General features: G+C 72.8%; 11 protein-coding genes. 2 read left to right on the top strand and 9 right to left on the bottom strand.

The annotated features are described in order from the left end of the window. Positions 1–109: 109 nt before the first annotated feature. Complete coding sequence (locus B7R87_RS07425) at positions 110–1,036, bottom strand: TIGR01777 family oxidoreductase (protein ID WP_040916517.1); 927 nt, start codon at positions 1,034–1,036, stop codon at positions 110–112. 35 nt (positions 1,037–1,071) lie between these two features. Here B7R87_RS07425 and B7R87_RS07420 point away from each other — a divergent pair, with 35 nt between their 5' ends. After that, positions 1,072–1,629, top strand: coding sequence for a GNAT family N-acetyltransferase (locus tag B7R87_RS07420; protein WP_233168779.1), 558 nt, complete (start codon positions 1,072–1,074; stop codon positions 1,627–1,629). 27 nt (positions 1,630–1,656) lie between these two features. On the opposite strand, the gene B7R87_RS07415 is transcribed toward B7R87_RS07420, so the two are convergent. Beyond that, positions 1,657–2,178 carry a DUF4240 domain-containing protein gene (locus B7R87_RS07415; protein WP_006349688.1) on the bottom strand — a complete coding sequence of 174 codons (522 nt, stop codon included), beginning with the start codon at positions 2,176–2,178 and terminating at the stop codon, positions 1,657–1,659. A 175-nt stretch (positions 2,179–2,353) separates the two neighbouring features. Here B7R87_RS07415 and B7R87_RS07410 point away from each other — a divergent pair, with 175 nt between their 5' ends. Beyond that, on the top strand, positions 2,354–3,286 hold the full coding sequence (locus B7R87_RS07410) for an SDR family oxidoreductase (protein WP_006349689.1): 933 nt from the start codon (positions 2,354–2,356) through the stop codon (positions 3,284–3,286). On the opposite strand, the gene B7R87_RS07405 is transcribed toward B7R87_RS07410, so the two are convergent. The 7 genes from B7R87_RS07405 to B7R87_RS07375 form a co-directional block, all read right to left on the bottom strand. After that, positions 3,234–4,364 carry a helix-turn-helix transcriptional regulator gene (locus B7R87_RS07405; RefSeq protein ID WP_006349690.1) on the bottom strand — a complete coding sequence of 377 codons (1,131 nt, stop codon included), beginning with the start codon at positions 4,362–4,364 and terminating at the stop codon, positions 3,234–3,236. The two genes, B7R87_RS07410 and B7R87_RS07405, sit on opposite strands and share 53 nt — an antisense overlap. 45 nt (positions 4,365–4,409) lie before the next feature. Beyond that, positions 4,410–5,285 (bottom strand): MerR family transcriptional regulator, encoded by an 876-nt coding sequence (locus B7R87_RS07400; protein WP_040916518.1) that lies wholly within the window; start codon positions 5,283–5,285, stop codon positions 4,410–4,412. 187 nt (positions 5,286–5,472) lie between these two features. Continuing rightward, the gene (aceE, locus tag B7R87_RS07395; RefSeq protein ID WP_006349692.1) at positions 5,473–8,142 is read right to left on the bottom strand and encodes a pyruvate dehydrogenase (acetyl-transferring), homodimeric type; all 2,670 of its coding nucleotides are present in this window, start codon (positions 8,140–8,142) and stop codon (positions 5,473–5,475) included. 619 nt (positions 8,143–8,761) lie between these two features. Beyond that, positions 8,762–9,385, bottom strand: coding sequence for a GntR family transcriptional regulator (locus tag B7R87_RS07390; RefSeq protein WP_130584567.1), 624 nt, complete (start codon positions 9,383–9,385; stop codon positions 8,762–8,764). Between the two features lie 193 nt (positions 9,386–9,578). After that, complete coding sequence (gene sucB, locus B7R87_RS07385) at positions 9,579–11,417, bottom strand: 2-oxoglutarate dehydrogenase, E2 component, dihydrolipoamide succinyltransferase (protein WP_130584566.1); 1,839 nt, start codon at positions 11,415–11,417, stop codon at positions 9,579–9,581. 85 nt (positions 11,418–11,502) lie between these two features. Then, on the bottom strand, positions 11,503–12,891 hold the full coding sequence (gene lpdA, locus B7R87_RS07380) for a dihydrolipoyl dehydrogenase (protein ID WP_006349695.1): 1,389 nt from the start codon (positions 12,889–12,891) through the stop codon (positions 11,503–11,505). A gap of 427 nt (positions 12,892–13,318) precedes the next feature. Next, on the bottom strand, positions 13,319–14,833 hold the full coding sequence (locus B7R87_RS07375; protein WP_006349696.1) for a leucyl aminopeptidase: 1,515 nt from the start codon (positions 14,831–14,833) through the stop codon (positions 13,319–13,321). Between the last annotated feature and the right edge of the window lie 257 nt (positions 14,834–15,090).

Genomic DNA, 15,090 nt, shown 5'->3' with positions numbered 1-15,090 from the left:
GCGGCGGGGGTACGCTCCCGGGGCTACCGCCCGGGGAGGCCCCCATCCGCATCCCCCAGCGGTAGCCGGGGGAGGCACGCGAACCCGGCAGGAATGCGAAAGAGACGACCTAGCGGTCCGGCGTCGTCGGGTCCGGGCCGCTGAGGGCCGCCGTGATCGCCGCGTCGATACCGGGGAAGGCGAACGTGAAGCCCGAGTCCAGCAGTTTGCGGGGGACCGCACGGGTGCTGGCCAGGACGTCGGACGCCATCCCGCCCAGCGCGGCGCGCAGCGCGAACCGGGGGACCGTGAACAGGGCCGGGCGGTGCACCGCGCGGGACATCGCCGCCGTGATCTCACGGTTGGTCAGCGGTTCGGGCGCCGTGCAGTTCACCGGACCGGACAGGGAAGCCGTATCGAGGAGGTGCCGCAGCGCCGCCACCTCGTCGTGCAGCGAGATAAAGCTCCAGTACTGCCGGCCGTCGCCCAGCCGTCCGCCGAGACCGGCCTTGAACAGCGGGAACATCCGGCCCCAGGCGCCGCCGCTGCGCGCCACCACCAGCCCGGTGCGGGCGAAGACGGTACGGATGCCCGCCTTCCGCGCCGGGTCCGCCGCCGCCTCCCACTCCACGCAGACCTCCGGCAGGAAGCCCGACCCCGCGGGGGCGCTCTCGTCGACCGCACGGCCGCCGGTGTCCCCGTAGTAGCCCACGGCGCTGCCGCAGAGCAGCACCCGCGGCGGGGTGTCCAGAGAGGTGACGGCATCGGCGAGCGCCGCATTGCCCAGGACCCGGCTGTCGCGGATTTCCTTGCGGTACGCGGCCGTCCAGCGGTGGTCGCCCACCCCCGCACCCGCGAGGTTGACCACGGCATCGCAGCCGACCAGACCCGCCGTGTCGACCTGTCCCCGGTGCGGATCCCAGCGCACCTCGTCCCCGGTCCGCGCCGGTCTGCGCACCAGGGTGACCACCTCGTGGCCGTCGGAGCGCAGGGAGTGGACGAGTGCCCTGCCGATGAGTCCGGTGGAGCCGGAGACCGCGATCCTCATAAAGGCCATCCTGCCCTGTGAGGGGGTGTGAAACAGTGACCCGCATGTCCGAGTTCCCTGCATCAACCATGCACTCTGCTCACCCCGGTTCCTTCCGGGTCCGGTCCGCGCGGGCCGAGGACGGGGCGGCGCTCGGCGCGCTCGACCGGGACACCTGGTCGACGCTGCACGCCGTGGCGCCCGAGCCGGTCCCTCCGTACGACCCCTTCTTCGACTCCAGCCACCGGCCCGAGCACTACCTCGTCGCAGAGGAGGCTGAAGGGGCCGAAGGGGCTCGTGGGCCCGGCGGGCTGCTCGGATACATCCGGCTGGTGCCGCCGACCCCGCTGCTCTGCAACCGGCACGTCCGCCAGATACAGGGACTGGCCGTGGCGGAGGCCGCCCGTGGGCGCGGGGTGGCCCGGGCGTTGCTCCGTGCCGCGTATGACGAAGCGCGGCGGCAGGGCGCCGTCCGGATGACCCTGCGGGTCCTCGGACACAACGCCCCCGCCCGCGCCCTGTACGAGAGCGAGGGGTTCACCGTCGAGGGCGTACTGCCGGGCGAGTTCCACCTCGGCGGGGAGTACGTGGACGACGTCCTCATGGGCCGCCGCCTGGACTGAGCCCCCGGGCCGAACCGCCCGCCCCGGTCACTCCGGCCCGAAGCGCTCCCAGAGCCGGGGGAAGCGGCGCGCCAGATCCGCGTCGTCGTCGAAGGCGAACGGGGTGCCCAGCGGTTCCGCCGGCTGCGGCGGCAGCCCCAGATCGGGTGCGATCGCCCCGGTGAGCTGCTCGTACGCCTCGTCGGCGGCGTAGCCCAGCTCCTCGCCGTCGCCGTCGATGTCCTCGTCGAAGTCGTCGAGCAGCTCGGCGAGGGAGTCCGGATCGTGCACCGCACCCTCGAAGACCTCCCGGCCCTGGCCGATCAGCCAGCAGCGGAAGTAGTCGAAGGCGTCGTCGCTCGCACCGCGCAGCAGCACGGCCGCCGCACCCCACAGATCCCAGGTGTACGCACGGTTGTAGCGGGCCTCGAAATGGCGGGCGAAGTCGAGCACGGAGTCGGGGTCGAGCCGGAGCAGCCGCTCGACCAGAAGATCCGCATGGTCCTCGGGATCGCCCTCGGCGGCATCGCGGGTGCCGTCGACGATCTCCCAGAACTCCGTCTCGTCCATCACGCGTCCAGCATCGTGCGTTACGGCGGGACGCGCACGCGGAGCGCGGTAATCCGCCGGCGGCGGGATACCCGGACGGGCCGCCCGCGGGGCCGCCGGGCCGGACGGCCCGGCGCGGAAACCGCGCGTCGAACCCGGACAGCAGATGTCGGGATTCCCTGACACGGTCGTTGCCATGACAGCGAGCACACCGAAGCAGCAGCCACTCGCCGGACGGATCGCCCTGGTCGCGGGCGCCACCCGGGGGGCCGGGCGCGCCCTCGCCGTGGCCCTGGGCGCGGCCGGCGCGACCGTCTACGCCACCGGGCGCACCATCCGCGACCGGGTCAGCGAACTGGGCCGCCCGGGCGAGACCATCGAACAGACCGCGGAGCTGGTCACCGCGGCGGGCGGCGAGGGCATCGCCGTACCCACCGACCATCTCGACGCCGAGCAGGTGCGGCGGCTGGTCGACCGGATCGACCGGGACCACGGACGCCTCGACGTCCTCGTCAACGACGTCTGGGGCGGCAATCCGCTGCTCGACTTCGACACCCGCATGTGGGACGTCGACCTGGAGCGCGGGCTGCGGATGATCGACCTGGGGGTCCGTACCCACATCATCACCAGCAGCATCGCCCTGCCGCTGCTGGTCCGGCGGCCCGGCGGGCTGGTCGTCGAGGTCACCGACGGCACCGCCCGCACCAACCGGGGATACCGCGAGAACTTCTACTACGACCTGGCGAAGAACGGACCCATCCGGATGGCGTTCCTCCTGGGCGAGGAGCTGAAGCACGCCGGTGCCTCCGCGACCGCCGTCACCCCGGGCTTCCTGCGCTCCGAGGAGATGCTCGACCACTTCGGGCTGACCGAGGAGACCTGGCGCGACGGCATCGGGACCCTTCCCGAACACTGGGCGCTCTCCGAATCGCCCGCCTATCTCGCCCGCGGGGTCGCCGCCCTCGCCGCGGACCCGGACCGGGCCCGGTTCAACGGGCAGTCCCTCGACAGCGGAGAACTCGCGAGGGAGTACGGCATCACCGACACCGACGGAAGCCGCCCCGACGTCTGGGGCTTCATCCTGGCGGAGCAGGCGGGGGAGAAGCCCGATCCGGCCGGCTACCGCTGAGCCGCGCACCGTACTGCTCCGCCATCCGCGCCGCCGCCCCGGCGAAGAGCGTCCGCAGCCCGGGCGGGCCCAGCACCTCCGCGTCCGGGCCCAGGGAGAGCAGCTGGACGTACGCCACCTCGGTGGACTCGACGGGGAGGGTGACCGTCACCCGCCCCTCGCCGTCCGGTACCACGGCGGCCAGCGCCTCCCGGGCGGCGGCCCGGTCCGTCACGTACGGCAGTCGCCGCGCGCCCTCCTCCGTCAGCCGGAGCACCACTTCGGAACGGAGGATGGAGCGGGCGAACTGGGCCGCCCGCTCTTCCCAGAACGCCGGGAGGTCGAAATCCGGGTCGCGGTCGAAGACGCCGCCGTCCCCGTCGGAGCCGAAGGCCTCCGGGGAGGCCCCTGGAACGGACTCGGGGGCGGTGGGGCCGACCGCGGAGAATCGGTCGATGCGGTAGACACGGAAGGGCGCGGAGGACGCGGAAGGGGCGGAGTCGGTACGGGAGGACGCGTCCTCCCCGCCCCCGGCCACCCGCGCGCAGAGGTACCAGACACCCGCCTTCAGCACCAGACCGTGCGGCTCCAGCACCCGCTCGACCCGCTCCCCGTGCCGGTTCGCGTACGCCACCGTCACCCGCCGGTCCCGCCACACCGCGTCCGCCAGCTCGGCCAGCAGCGGCGGGGTCTCCGGCTCGGAGTACCAGCCCGGCGCGTCCAGATGGAAACGCTGCGCCGCGGTGTGCGGGGCGTCGCTCAGGGAGGGCAGCAGGGCGGCGGTGACCTTCAGCCGGGCCGCCGATGCCGCGTCCTCCAGGCCCATATCGCGCAGGGCGCCCGGCAGCCCGGACAGGAACAGTGCCTCCGCCTCGCTGCGGCCCAGACCGGTGAGCCGGGTCCGGTAGCCGCCGACGAGCCGGTAGCCGCCGATCCGGCCGCGGTCCGCGTAGACCGGCACGCCCGCCTCGGAGAGGGCGAGCGCGTCCCGGCTGACGGTGCGCTCGGAGACCTCCAGCTCCCGGGCCAGCTCCGCCCCCGTCATCGAGGGCCTCGACTGGAGCAGCAGCACCATTCTGATCAGCCGGGCAGCGCGCATCCCCCCATCATGCCCGCAGCACCGCGACCGCCGCCCGGGACGGTGTCAGAGCAGGGGCTCCTGGAGTTCGGTGACCCACTTCTCCCGGTCGGGCGGGCACTCCAGGGTCACCTCCCGCGCGAATCCGGCCGAGCGGTGGCCGTGCGCGTCGACCCAGCGGGCGAGCGTCTGCGCCGTCGGAACGACCGCGTCCATCGACCCGCGGTGCACGATCGTCGCCGCCCGCTCCAGCGCCGGGAGCACCACCACCGGCACATCCGGGCCCGGCCGGTCCCCCGCGGACAGCGTGACCGCCGCATGCACCACGACCGCGCCCTCCGCGCCCTCCCCGTAGCCCTCGGCGTTCGTGGCGTTCGTGGCGCTCGCGGTGTTCGCGGTGTTCGCGCTGTTCTCGTAGTACGCGATCCCCGGACCCGCCGGGGAGACGCCCGCCGCCGCGAGCCGCCGGAACAGCTCCTCGTACAGCGGACCGATGACAGGGCCGATGTCCTCGGGGCCGTAGCTCCGCGCGACGGCCGACAGCTCGGCGACCCGGACCGCAGGGACGGACTTGAGGACGACGTCGTCGGCCGGCATCCGGCCCTCGTTCTCGATGGACCGCAGCCGGGCCTCGACCCCGCCGAGCCGCCCGGCGGCCTCCGCCACCGCCGCCTCCAGCTCGGCCCGGCGCAGCAGCAGCATCCCCCGCAGCTCCTCCGTACCCACCCGGTCGTCCAGGAACCGCCGCACCTGCTCCAGGGTGAAACCGAGGTCCTTCAGGGCGACGATCCGGTTGAGGACCGCGAGCTGCGCGGCCGCGTAGTGGCGGTAGCCCGTACGCGGATCGGTGTGCTCGGGGCGGAGCAGCCCGATCGCGTCGTAGTGCCGGAGCATCCGGGCGGACACCCGGCCGTGGCGGGCGAAGTCCCCGATGGTGAACACGGACCACTCCTCGGATTCCGGCAGGCGTACCGGCGTACGGGCGGACGCCTCCAGCATGCCCGGACCCCCGCCCCGGCCCGCAGCCGGCCCCCGCAGCCCTTCCCGCGGCCGTCCCGGCAGACGGCCCCGGAAACGACACCACCCCCGGGCGGTGGTGCGTACCACGCGGGGGTGATCTTCGGGAACGTCAGAGCCCGTAGCGCTCCCGGGCTTCCTTCACCGCCGAGGCCGGAACCTCGCCGCGCCGCGCGAGCTGCGCCAGCGCCGCCACGGTGATCGACGGAGCGTCCACGCCGAAGTGCCGGCGCGCCGCCTCACGGGTGTCCGACAGACCGAAGCCGTCGGTGCCGAGGGACGACCAGTCCTGCTCGACCCACTGGCTGATCTGGTCCGGCACCTGCCGCATCCAGTCGCTGACCGCGATGACCGGACCCGGCGCCCCGGCCAGCGCCTGACGGACGTACGGGGTGCGCTCCTCGCCGCGGAGCAGCGCCTCGTCCGCCTCCAGGGCGTCCCGGCGCAGCTCGCCCCAGGACGTCGCCGACCACACATCGGCCGTGACGCCCCACTCGTCGGCGAGCATCCGCTGCGCCTCCAGCGCCCAGTGGATCGCCGTACCGGACGCCAGCAGCTGGAGCCGCGGCGAGTCCGGACGGGCCGCGGTGCCCTCGCGGAAGCGGTACAGGCCCTTGAGGATGCCCTCCTCGACGCCCTCGGGCATCGCGGGCTGCGGCTTGGGCTCGTTGTAGACCGTCAGGTAGTAGAAGACGTCCTCGGCATCCGGACCGTACATCCGGCGCAGACCGTCCTTGACGATCACCGCGATCTCGTACGCGAACGCCGGGTCGTAGTTGAGCGACGCCGGGTTCGTGGACGCGATCAGGTGCGAGTGGCCGTCCGCGTGCTGGAGGCCCTCACCGGTGAGGGTCGTACGGCCCGCGGTGGCGCCGACGATGAAGCCCTTGCCGAGCTGGTCGGCCAGCTGCCACATCTGGTCGCCGGTGCGCTGCCAGCCGAACATGGAGTAGAAGATGTAGAACGGGATCATCGGCTCGCCGTGCGTCGCGTACGACGTCGCGGCGGCGATGAAGTCCGCCATGGACCCGGCCTCGGTGATCCCCTCGTTGAGGATCTGGCCGTCCGTGGCTTCCTTGTAGTACATCAGCTGGTCGCGGTCGACCGGCTCGTACGTCTGGCCGAGCGGCGAGTAGATGCCCGCGGACGGGAAGAGGGACTCCATACCGAAGGTACGGGCCTCGTCGGGGACGATCGGCACCCAGCGGCGGCCGGTCTCCTTGTCCCGCATCAGGTCCTTCACCAGGCGGACGAAGGCCATGGTGGTGGCCATCTCCTGGTTGCCGGAGCCCTTCTGCAGGGCCTTGAAACCGCGCTCCTCCGGCTCGGGCAGCACCACCTGGTGCACCCGGCGGACCGGGGCGGGGCCGCCGAGGGCCGCGCGCCGCTCCTGGAGGTAGCGGACCTCGGGGGAGTCCGCGCCCGGGTGGCCGTAGGGGACCACGCCGTCGGCGAACGCGCTGTCCGGGATCGGCAGCCCGAGCAGCTCCCGCATGTCCTTGAACTCGTCGACCGAGAGCTTCTTCATCTGGTGGTTCGCGTTCTTCGACGCAAAGCCCTTGCCGAGGGTGTGGCCCTTCACGGTCTGCGCGAGGATCACGGTCGGCGCGCCCTTGTGGGCGAGGGCGGCGCGGTAGGCCGCGTACACCTTGCGGGCCTCGTGGCCGCCGCGGGAGGTGTAGAAGCATTCGGCGATCTTGGCGTCCGTGAGGACCTTCGCCAGCTCGGCGAGGGCGGGCTCGGCGCCGAAGAAGTGCTCGCGGATGTACGCGATGTCACGGGTCGCGTACGTCTGGAACTGGGCGTCCGGCACCTCGCGCAGCCGGCGGACCAGCGCACCGGTGGTGTCGAGGGCGAACAGCTCGTCCCAGGCGTTGCCCCAGAGCGTCTTCACGACGTTCCAGCCGGCGCCGCGGAACTGGGCCTCCAGCTCCTGGACGATCTTGAAGTTGGCGCGGACCGGACCGTCGAGGCGCTGCAGGTTGCAGTTGATGACGAAGGTCAGGTTGTCCAGCTGCTCCCGGGCCGCCAGGGCGAGGGCCGCGGTCGACTCGGGCTCGTCCATCTCGCCGTCGCCGAGGAAGGCCCAGACGTGCGAGTTGGAGGTGTCCTTGATCGACCGGTTGTGGAGATAGCGGTTGAACCGCGCCTGGTAGATCGCGGAGAGCGGGCCCAGGCCCATGGAGACCGTCGGGAACTCCCACAGCCAGGGCAGCCGGCGCGGATGCGGGTACGACGGCAGACCGGCACCGCCCGCCTCCTGGCGGAAGTTGTCGAGATGGGCCTCGGTGAGGCGGCCGTCGAGGAAGGCACGGGCGTATATGCCGGGCGAGGCATGGCCCTGGATGTAGAGCTGGTCGCCGCTGCCGTCGCCCTCCTTCCCGCGGAAGAAGTGGTTGAAGCCGGTCTCGTAGAGCCAGGCCGCGGACGCGAAGGTCGCGATGTGGCCGCCGACGCCCAGCCGGGCGCCGCGGGTCACCATGGCGGCCGCGTTCCAGCGGTTCCAGGCCGTGATCCGGGCTTCCATCGCCTCGTCGCCGTCGAAGGCGGGCTCGGCGGGGGTAGGGATGGTGTTGACGTAGTCCGTCTCCAGCAGCCGGGGTACGGGTACGCCCGCCTTCTCGGCGTGCTGCAGGGTGCGGCGCATCAGGTACGCGGCGCGGTGGGGGCCGGCGTGCTGGGCGACGGCATCGAGGGATGCCGCCCATTCGGCGGTCTCCTCGGCATCGCGATCCGGGAGCTGGTCCAGCTCGCTCGGAAGCTTGCCTACGGGGTCGGTCATGATCGCCGCCTTCCGGACTGGGAGGTGGGGTGGAGATGGTGGAGGCAGGTGGTACTGGGTCGGTACGCGATGCCTTTGGGGGGTGCCTTGTCTGGCAGGACAGGGCGGTCGGGGCGTATGTGCCCCGAGTGACTGTAAGCCTCTGATCGATGATCGATCAAAGTGCTTGGAGGTAAAACTTGTTCGGAGGGCGAAATTGGCATTCCGTGCCACGAAATAGGGCACGCGGTGCCGGTGACCTGGGACTTTGTGTAGCGCCCCGCTCACGCAGCGCGGTGCGCTGCCGCGCGGGGAGGGGGCGGCTCCCGAGCCGGGTGGGTGCGGCGGAGTGCCGCCCGCGCCCATCGCGGGTTGCCCGCGCAGTGGGGGACCCCCAGCGCCCCTGACTTCTCGGCCGTCCCGGAGCCGATTTCCCGTCCAGGCCGGGGCGTCGGAGGGCATTGAGGGGCGCTGGGGGTCCCCCCACGCCGCTAGGCGTAGGGGGCGGAACTGCGCGACAAGCCCACGGACCGGGTGCGGTCGGCACTCCACCGTAGGCACGCAGCTCCGTGGCCGTCCCCGGAGGGCCCGGGGTGTCCCCGGGTGGGCGCGCCCCGGGACCCGCCCCCCGACCGCGCCGTCAGGCGCGCGGCGCGCAGCCGAGGACGTGCGCCTTCACCAGCGGCCCGATCTCCGGGTCCCGCCGCTGGAAGGCGTCCACCAGGGCCTGGTGCTCCTCCGCGTACGACTGCTGGACCGTGCCCAGCCAGCGGATCGACAGGGCCGTGAAGACCTCGATGCCCAGGCCCTCCCAGGTGTGCAGCAGGACCGCGTTGTCCGCGGCCCGGACCAGTTCGCGGTGGAAGCCGACCGTGTGCCGGACCTGGCCCGCGGAGTCGCCCGCCTCGTCGGCCTCGTACAACGCGGCGACGTGCGGGGTCAGCGCCGAGCAGTCCCGGGCCAGCTTCTCCGCCGCCAGTTCGGCCGCGATCTGCTCCAGGCCCGCCCGGACCGGGTAGCTCTCTTCCAGGTCCGCGGCCGTGAGGTTCCGCACCCGGACGCCCTTGTTCGGCACCGACTCGATGAGCCGCAGGCTCTCCAGCTCGCGCAGCGCCTCGCGTACGGGCGTCTGGGAGACCTGCAGCTCGGTCGCGATACCCCGCTCGACGATCCGCTCACCGGGCTTCCACCGGCCGCTGACGATGCCCTCCACGATGTGCTGGCGGATCTGTTCCCGCAGCGAGTGGACGAGGGGCGGGGTCATGAGAGCTCCCGAGGGGGGACCGGAGATGGGATGCCCGCCCATTATCGCCGCCACGGGTCCGCGCCGGTCGGCCGGTGGCCCCACGGCGCGCTGAGGGCCTCCGGGCCCCCGCCGGACCCCGGGACACGGCAGCGCCCCCGCCGGGGGTCCGGCGGGGGCGCTGGGGTGCCTGCTGCGGCTGTACGGCGGTGGGCTACAGGCCGAGCTCGACCTCGAACTCGCCGGCCTCCAGGATCGCCTTGACCGTCGTCAGGTAGCGGGCGGCGTCGGCGCCGTCCACCAGACGGTGGTCGTAGGAGAGCGACAGGTAGACCATGTCGCGGACGCCGATGACGGTGCCGTCGGCGGTCTCGATCACGGCCGGGCGCTTCACCGTGGCGCCGATGCCCAGGATGGCTGCCTGGGTGGGCGGCACGATGACGGTGTCGAAGAGCGCACCGCGCGAACCGGTGTTGCTGATGGTGAACGTGGCGCCCGCCAGATCGTCCGGACGGATCTTGTTGGTGCGCACGGCACCCGCGAGCTCCGCGGTCTTCTTGGCGATACCGGCGAGGTTCAGGTCACCCGCACCCTTGATGACCGGGGTCATCAGGCCCTTCTCGGAGTCCACGGCGATGCCGATGTTCTCCGAGTCGAAGTAGGTGATGGTGCCCTCGTCCTCGTTGATCCGGGCGTTCACGATCGGGTGGGCCTTCAGCGCCTGAGCCGCGGCCTTCACGAAGAACGGCATCGGGGAGAGCTTGACGCCCTCACGGGCGGCGAAGGCACCCTTGGCCTGGTTGCGCAGCCGCATCAGCTTGGTGACGTCGACCTCGACGACCGTCGTCAGCTGCGCCTGGCTGTGCAGCGCCTTCATCATGTTGTCGCCGATGAGCTTGCGCATCCGGGTCATCTTGACCGTCTGGCCGCGCAGCGGGGAGACCTCCAGCACCGGGGCCTTCGCACCGGCCGGAGCCGGGGCGGCGGCAGCGGCGGGAGCCGGAGCTGCGGTACGGGCGGCCTCGGCCGCGGCGGCGGCGCTGACGACGTCCTGCTTGCGGATCCGGCCACCGACACCGCTGCCCTTGACCGCGGACAGGTCCACGCCGTTCTCGGCGGCGAGCTTACGGACCAGCGGGGTCACGTAGGCGTCACCCGCCGAAGAAGCAGCCGGAGCCGCGGGAGCCGCCGGAGCCGCGGCGGGCGCGGGCGCGGCCGGAGCCACCGGGGCCGGGGCTGCGGCGGGGGCGGGAGCCTGCACCGGCTGCGGGGCCGGGGCGGGCGCCGCCGGAGCAGGCGCGGGGGCCGGGGCCGGGGCCTCGGCGGCCGGCGCGGGGGCCGCGGGAGCAGCCGGAGCCGGAGCCTGGGCGGGAGCCGCGGGGGCGGCGGCGGGCGCGGCGGCCGGAGCCGCACCGGGGGCACCGATCACGGCCAGCTTGGCGCCGACCTCGGCCGTCTCGTCCTCGCCGACGACGATCTCCAGCAGCACACCGGCGACCGGGGCGGGGATCTCGGTGTCGACCTTGTCGGTGGACACCTCCAGCAGCGGCTCGTCCTCCTCGACCGACTCACCGACCTGCTTCAGCCAGCGGGTGACGGTGCCCTCGGTGACGCTCTCACCGAGTGCGGGCAGGACGACGTCCGTACCGGACGCGCCACCCGCGGGGGCGGCGGCCGGGGCGGCCTCGGCCACCGGCGCGGGGGCCGGAGCCTCGGCGACCGGGGCCGGAGCCGGAGCGGCGGCGGGCTCGGCGGCCGGGGCGGGCGCGGGCGCGGCCTCGGCGGCGGGCGCCGGGGCGGCGGCCGGGGCACCCGTACCGTCGTCGATGATCGCCAGCTCGGCGCCGACCTCGACGGTCTCGTCCTCGGCGACCTTGATGGAGGCCAGGATTCCGGAGGCCGGGGCGGGGATCTCGGTGTCGACCTTGTCGGTCGAGACCTCCAGCAACGGCTCGTCGGCCTCGACGTGCTCGCCCTCGGCCTTCAGCCAGCGGGTGACGGTGCCCTCGGTGACGCTCTCACCGAGCGCCGGAAGGGTTACGGAAACCGGCATGGTTTCTGTTGCTCCTAACGGATGGGTCTCCCCAGCTCCGGCGCGCGGGCGTGGGGAAGTGCGGAAGTGGTCGTCGGGCCGGGGCCTAGTCGTGGGCGTGCAGCGGCTTGCCGGCCAGCGCCAGGTGGGCCTCGCCGAGCGCCTCGTTCTGCGTCGGGTGGGCGTGGATGAGCTGCGCCACCTCGGACGGCAGCGCCTCCCAGTTGTAGATCAGCTGGGCTTCGCCGATCTGCTCGCCCATCCGGTCTCCGACCATGTGCACGCCGACCACGGCACCGTCCTTGACCTGCACGAGCTTGATCTCGCCCTGGGTCTTGAGGATCTTGCTCTTGCCGTTGCCGCCCAGGTTGTACTTGAGGGCGACGACCTTGTCCGCGCCGTAGATCTCCTTGGCCTTGGCCTCGGTGATGCCCACGGAGGCGACCTCGGGGTGGCAGTACGTCACCCGGGGCACGCCGTCGTAGTCGATCGGGACGGTCGTCAGACCGGCCAGCCGCTCCGCCACCAGGATGCCCTCGGCGAAGCCGACGTGCGCGAGCTGGAGGGTCGGGACCAGGTCACCGACCGCCGAGATGGTGGGGACGTTCGTCCGCATGTACTCGTCGGCCAGGACATAGCCGCGGTCCATCGCGACGCCCTGCTCCTCGTAGCCGAGACCGGCGGAGACCGGGCCGCGGCCGACCGCGACCAGCAGCACCTCGGCCTCGAAGGTCTTGCCGTCGGCCAGGGTCACCCGGACGCCGTCCTGGGTGTACTCGGCCTTCTCGAAGAAGGTGCCCAGGTTGAACTTGATACCGCGCTTGCGGAAGGCCCGCTCCAGCAGCTTGGAGCTGTTCTCGTCCTCGACCGGGACGAGGTGCTTGAGGCCCTCGATGACGGTGACCTCGGCGCCGAAGGAACGCCAGGCGGAGGCGAACTCGACACCGATGACGCCGCCGCCGAGCACGATCGCGGACTGCGGGACCCGGTCCAGCTTCAGCGCGTGGTCGGAGGAGATGATGCGGTTGCCGTCGATCTCCAGGCCGGGCAGCGACTTCGGGACCGAGCCGGTCGCCAGGAGGATGTGGCGGCCGTCGATCCGGCGTCCGTTGACATCGACGGAGGTGGGGGAGGACAGACGCCCCTCGCCCTCGATGACGGTGATCTTGCGGGAGGCGATCAGCCCCTGGAGGCCCTTGTACAGGCCGGAGATCACATCGTCCTTGTACTTGTGCACGGCGGCCACGTCGATGCCCTCGAACGTGGCCTTCACGCCGAACTGCTCCGACTCGCGGGCCTGGTCGGCGATCTCGCCGGCGTGCAGCAGGGCCTTGGTGGGAATGCAGCCGTAGTGCAGGCAGGTACCGCCCAGCTTGCCCTTTTCGATCAGGGCGACGTCGAGCCCCAGCTGAGCCCCGCGCAGGGCCGCGGCGTAACCACCGCTACCGCCGCCGAGGATCACTAGGTCGAAAACGGTGCTGGCGTCGTTCGCCACGTCACGTCCTCCATGCATGTACGCCGGTCACCGGTTCCCCTCGTTCGCCGGGGCGACCGGCCTTGTCGGCTGGTGTGCGGCCGATGTCTCGTCGGCCCTGTGGTGGGGGCCCTGTCCTGCCGGTGCCCATCTTCGCACTTGTCGCGGGAAGACGGGACGCGGGGCAGCGGTCCGATGGCGTCTGCTCCGTCACCTTCGCCGTTACCGGTGCGTAGAACGTCCCGTACCGTCCCCTGATTCCGGAGTACGCCGTCCGGCCGACCGGTTTCGTCCACAGCGAACGCCCGTGCGCTCCTGCCGGAGGGCCGCCGCTTTCCGGCAGGGCCGGGGCCGGGGCAGCCGGGGCAGCCGGGGCAGCCGAGGGAAGGGGTACGGCCCCGGGCGGGGAGCCCGGGGCCGTACCTCCTGTCCGGAGCCGCGGGGCCGGTCAGCCCAGATCGCCCTCGCCGAGCTTCTCCGCCAGCCGGACCAGGGTGCGCACGGACGAGCCGGTGCCGCCCTTCGGGGTGTAGCCGTACGGCGCACCCTCGTGGAACGCCGGACCGGCGATGTCCAGGTGGGCCCAGGTGATGCCCTCGCCGACGAACTCCTGGAGGAACAGTCCGGCGACCAGGCCGCCGCCCATCCGCTCGCCCATGTTGGCGATGTCGGCGGTCGGCGAGTCCATGCCCTTGCGCAGCTCGGCCGGGAGCGGCATCGGCCACGACTGCTCGCCGACCTCCGCCGCCGTCTCGTGGACCGCGGTACGGAAGTCGTCGTCGTTGGCCATCACACCGAAGGTGCGGTTGCCGAGCGCCAGCACCATCGCGCCGGTCAGCGTCGCCACGTCGACGATCGCGTCCGGGTTCTCCTCGGACGCCTTCCACAGCGCGTCCGCCAGGACGAGCCGGCCCTCGGCGTCGGTGTTGAGCACCTCGACCGTCTTGCCGCTGTACATCCGCAGCACGTCGCCGGGGCGGGTGGCGGAGCCGGACGGCATGTTCTCGGCGAGCGCCAGCCAGCCGGTCACGTTCACCGGCAGGCCGAGGCGGGCGGCGGCGACGACGGCCGCGAACACGGCGGCGGCACCGCTCATGTCGCACTTCATCGTCTCGTTGTGCCCGGCCGGCTTCAGGGAGATGCCGCCGGAGTCGTACGTGATGCCCTTGCCGACCAGCGCCAGGTGCTTGGCGTCCTTGGAGTGGGTGTACACCAGCTTCACCAGGCGCGGCGGGTTGACCGAGCCCTGGCCGACGCCCAGGATCCCGCCGAAGCCGCCCTTGACCAGCGCCTTCTCATCCAGGATCTGGACCTTGACGCCGACTTCCTTGCCGGCCGCGCTCGCCACCGCGGCGAATGCCTCAGGGGTGAGGTCGTTCGGCGGGGTGTTGATCAGGTCGCGGGAGCGGTTGATCTCCTCGGCCACGACGAGCGCGCGCTCGGCGGCCGTCTTGTAGGCCTTGTCGCGCGGCTTGGCGCCGAGCAGGGCGACCTCGGCGAGCGGGGCCTTGCCGCCGCCCTTTCCGTCGACGCCCTGGTAGGCGGTGAAGGCGTACGCGCCGAGCAGGGCGCCTTCGGCGATGGCCTCGGCATCGGCGGGGGAGGCGATCGGCAGCGCGAACGCGGCCTTCTTCGCCCCGGTCAGGGCCCGGGCGGCGGTGCCCGCGGCCCGGCGCAGCGCCTCGGCGCCGTACACCCCGTCCTTCGGCGCGGCACCCAGGCCGACGGCGAGGACGACGGGGGCCTTCAGTCCGGCGGGGGACGGGAGCTTGATCGCCTCGCCCTCGGCGCCGGAGGCCCCGAGGGTGTCCAGGACGGTGGCGAGGGTCCCGTCGAACGCCGTGTCCACGGCCTCGGCGCCCGGCGCGACCACCGGGCCCTTGGCGCCCTTCGCGACACCGACGACCACGGCGTCGGCGCGCAGCGTCGCTGCGCCGGCAGTGCTGAGAGTGAGTGCAGTCACGGTGCTGTTGTCTCGCTTCCGTTGAGTTCAGGGCCGGTGACGGCCACGAGGCGTGGGACGGCTCGGCGTCCTGTCCGGACAGAGCCTACGCGCGCGCCCGGGACTCCTTTACGGCGGCGGCAGGTCACCCGCGGGCGGGGGGCGGTTCCGGCGGGGGCACCACCGGCGGGCCGCGGCCGGGCCGTTCGCCGGGGAGCCCGGCCGGACCGGGCGAACGGTTCCGGCCGGGGGTGCCACCGGCCCCGCCGCCGGGCCGT

The organism is Streptomyces tsukubensis (assembly GCF_003932715.1).
GTDB lineage: Bacteria > Actinomycetota > Actinomycetes > Streptomycetales > Streptomycetaceae > Streptomyces > Streptomyces tsukubensis.
The sequence above is the reverse complement of the archived record's forward strand: the minus strand, read 5'-3'. Positions and strand labels throughout refer to the sequence as shown.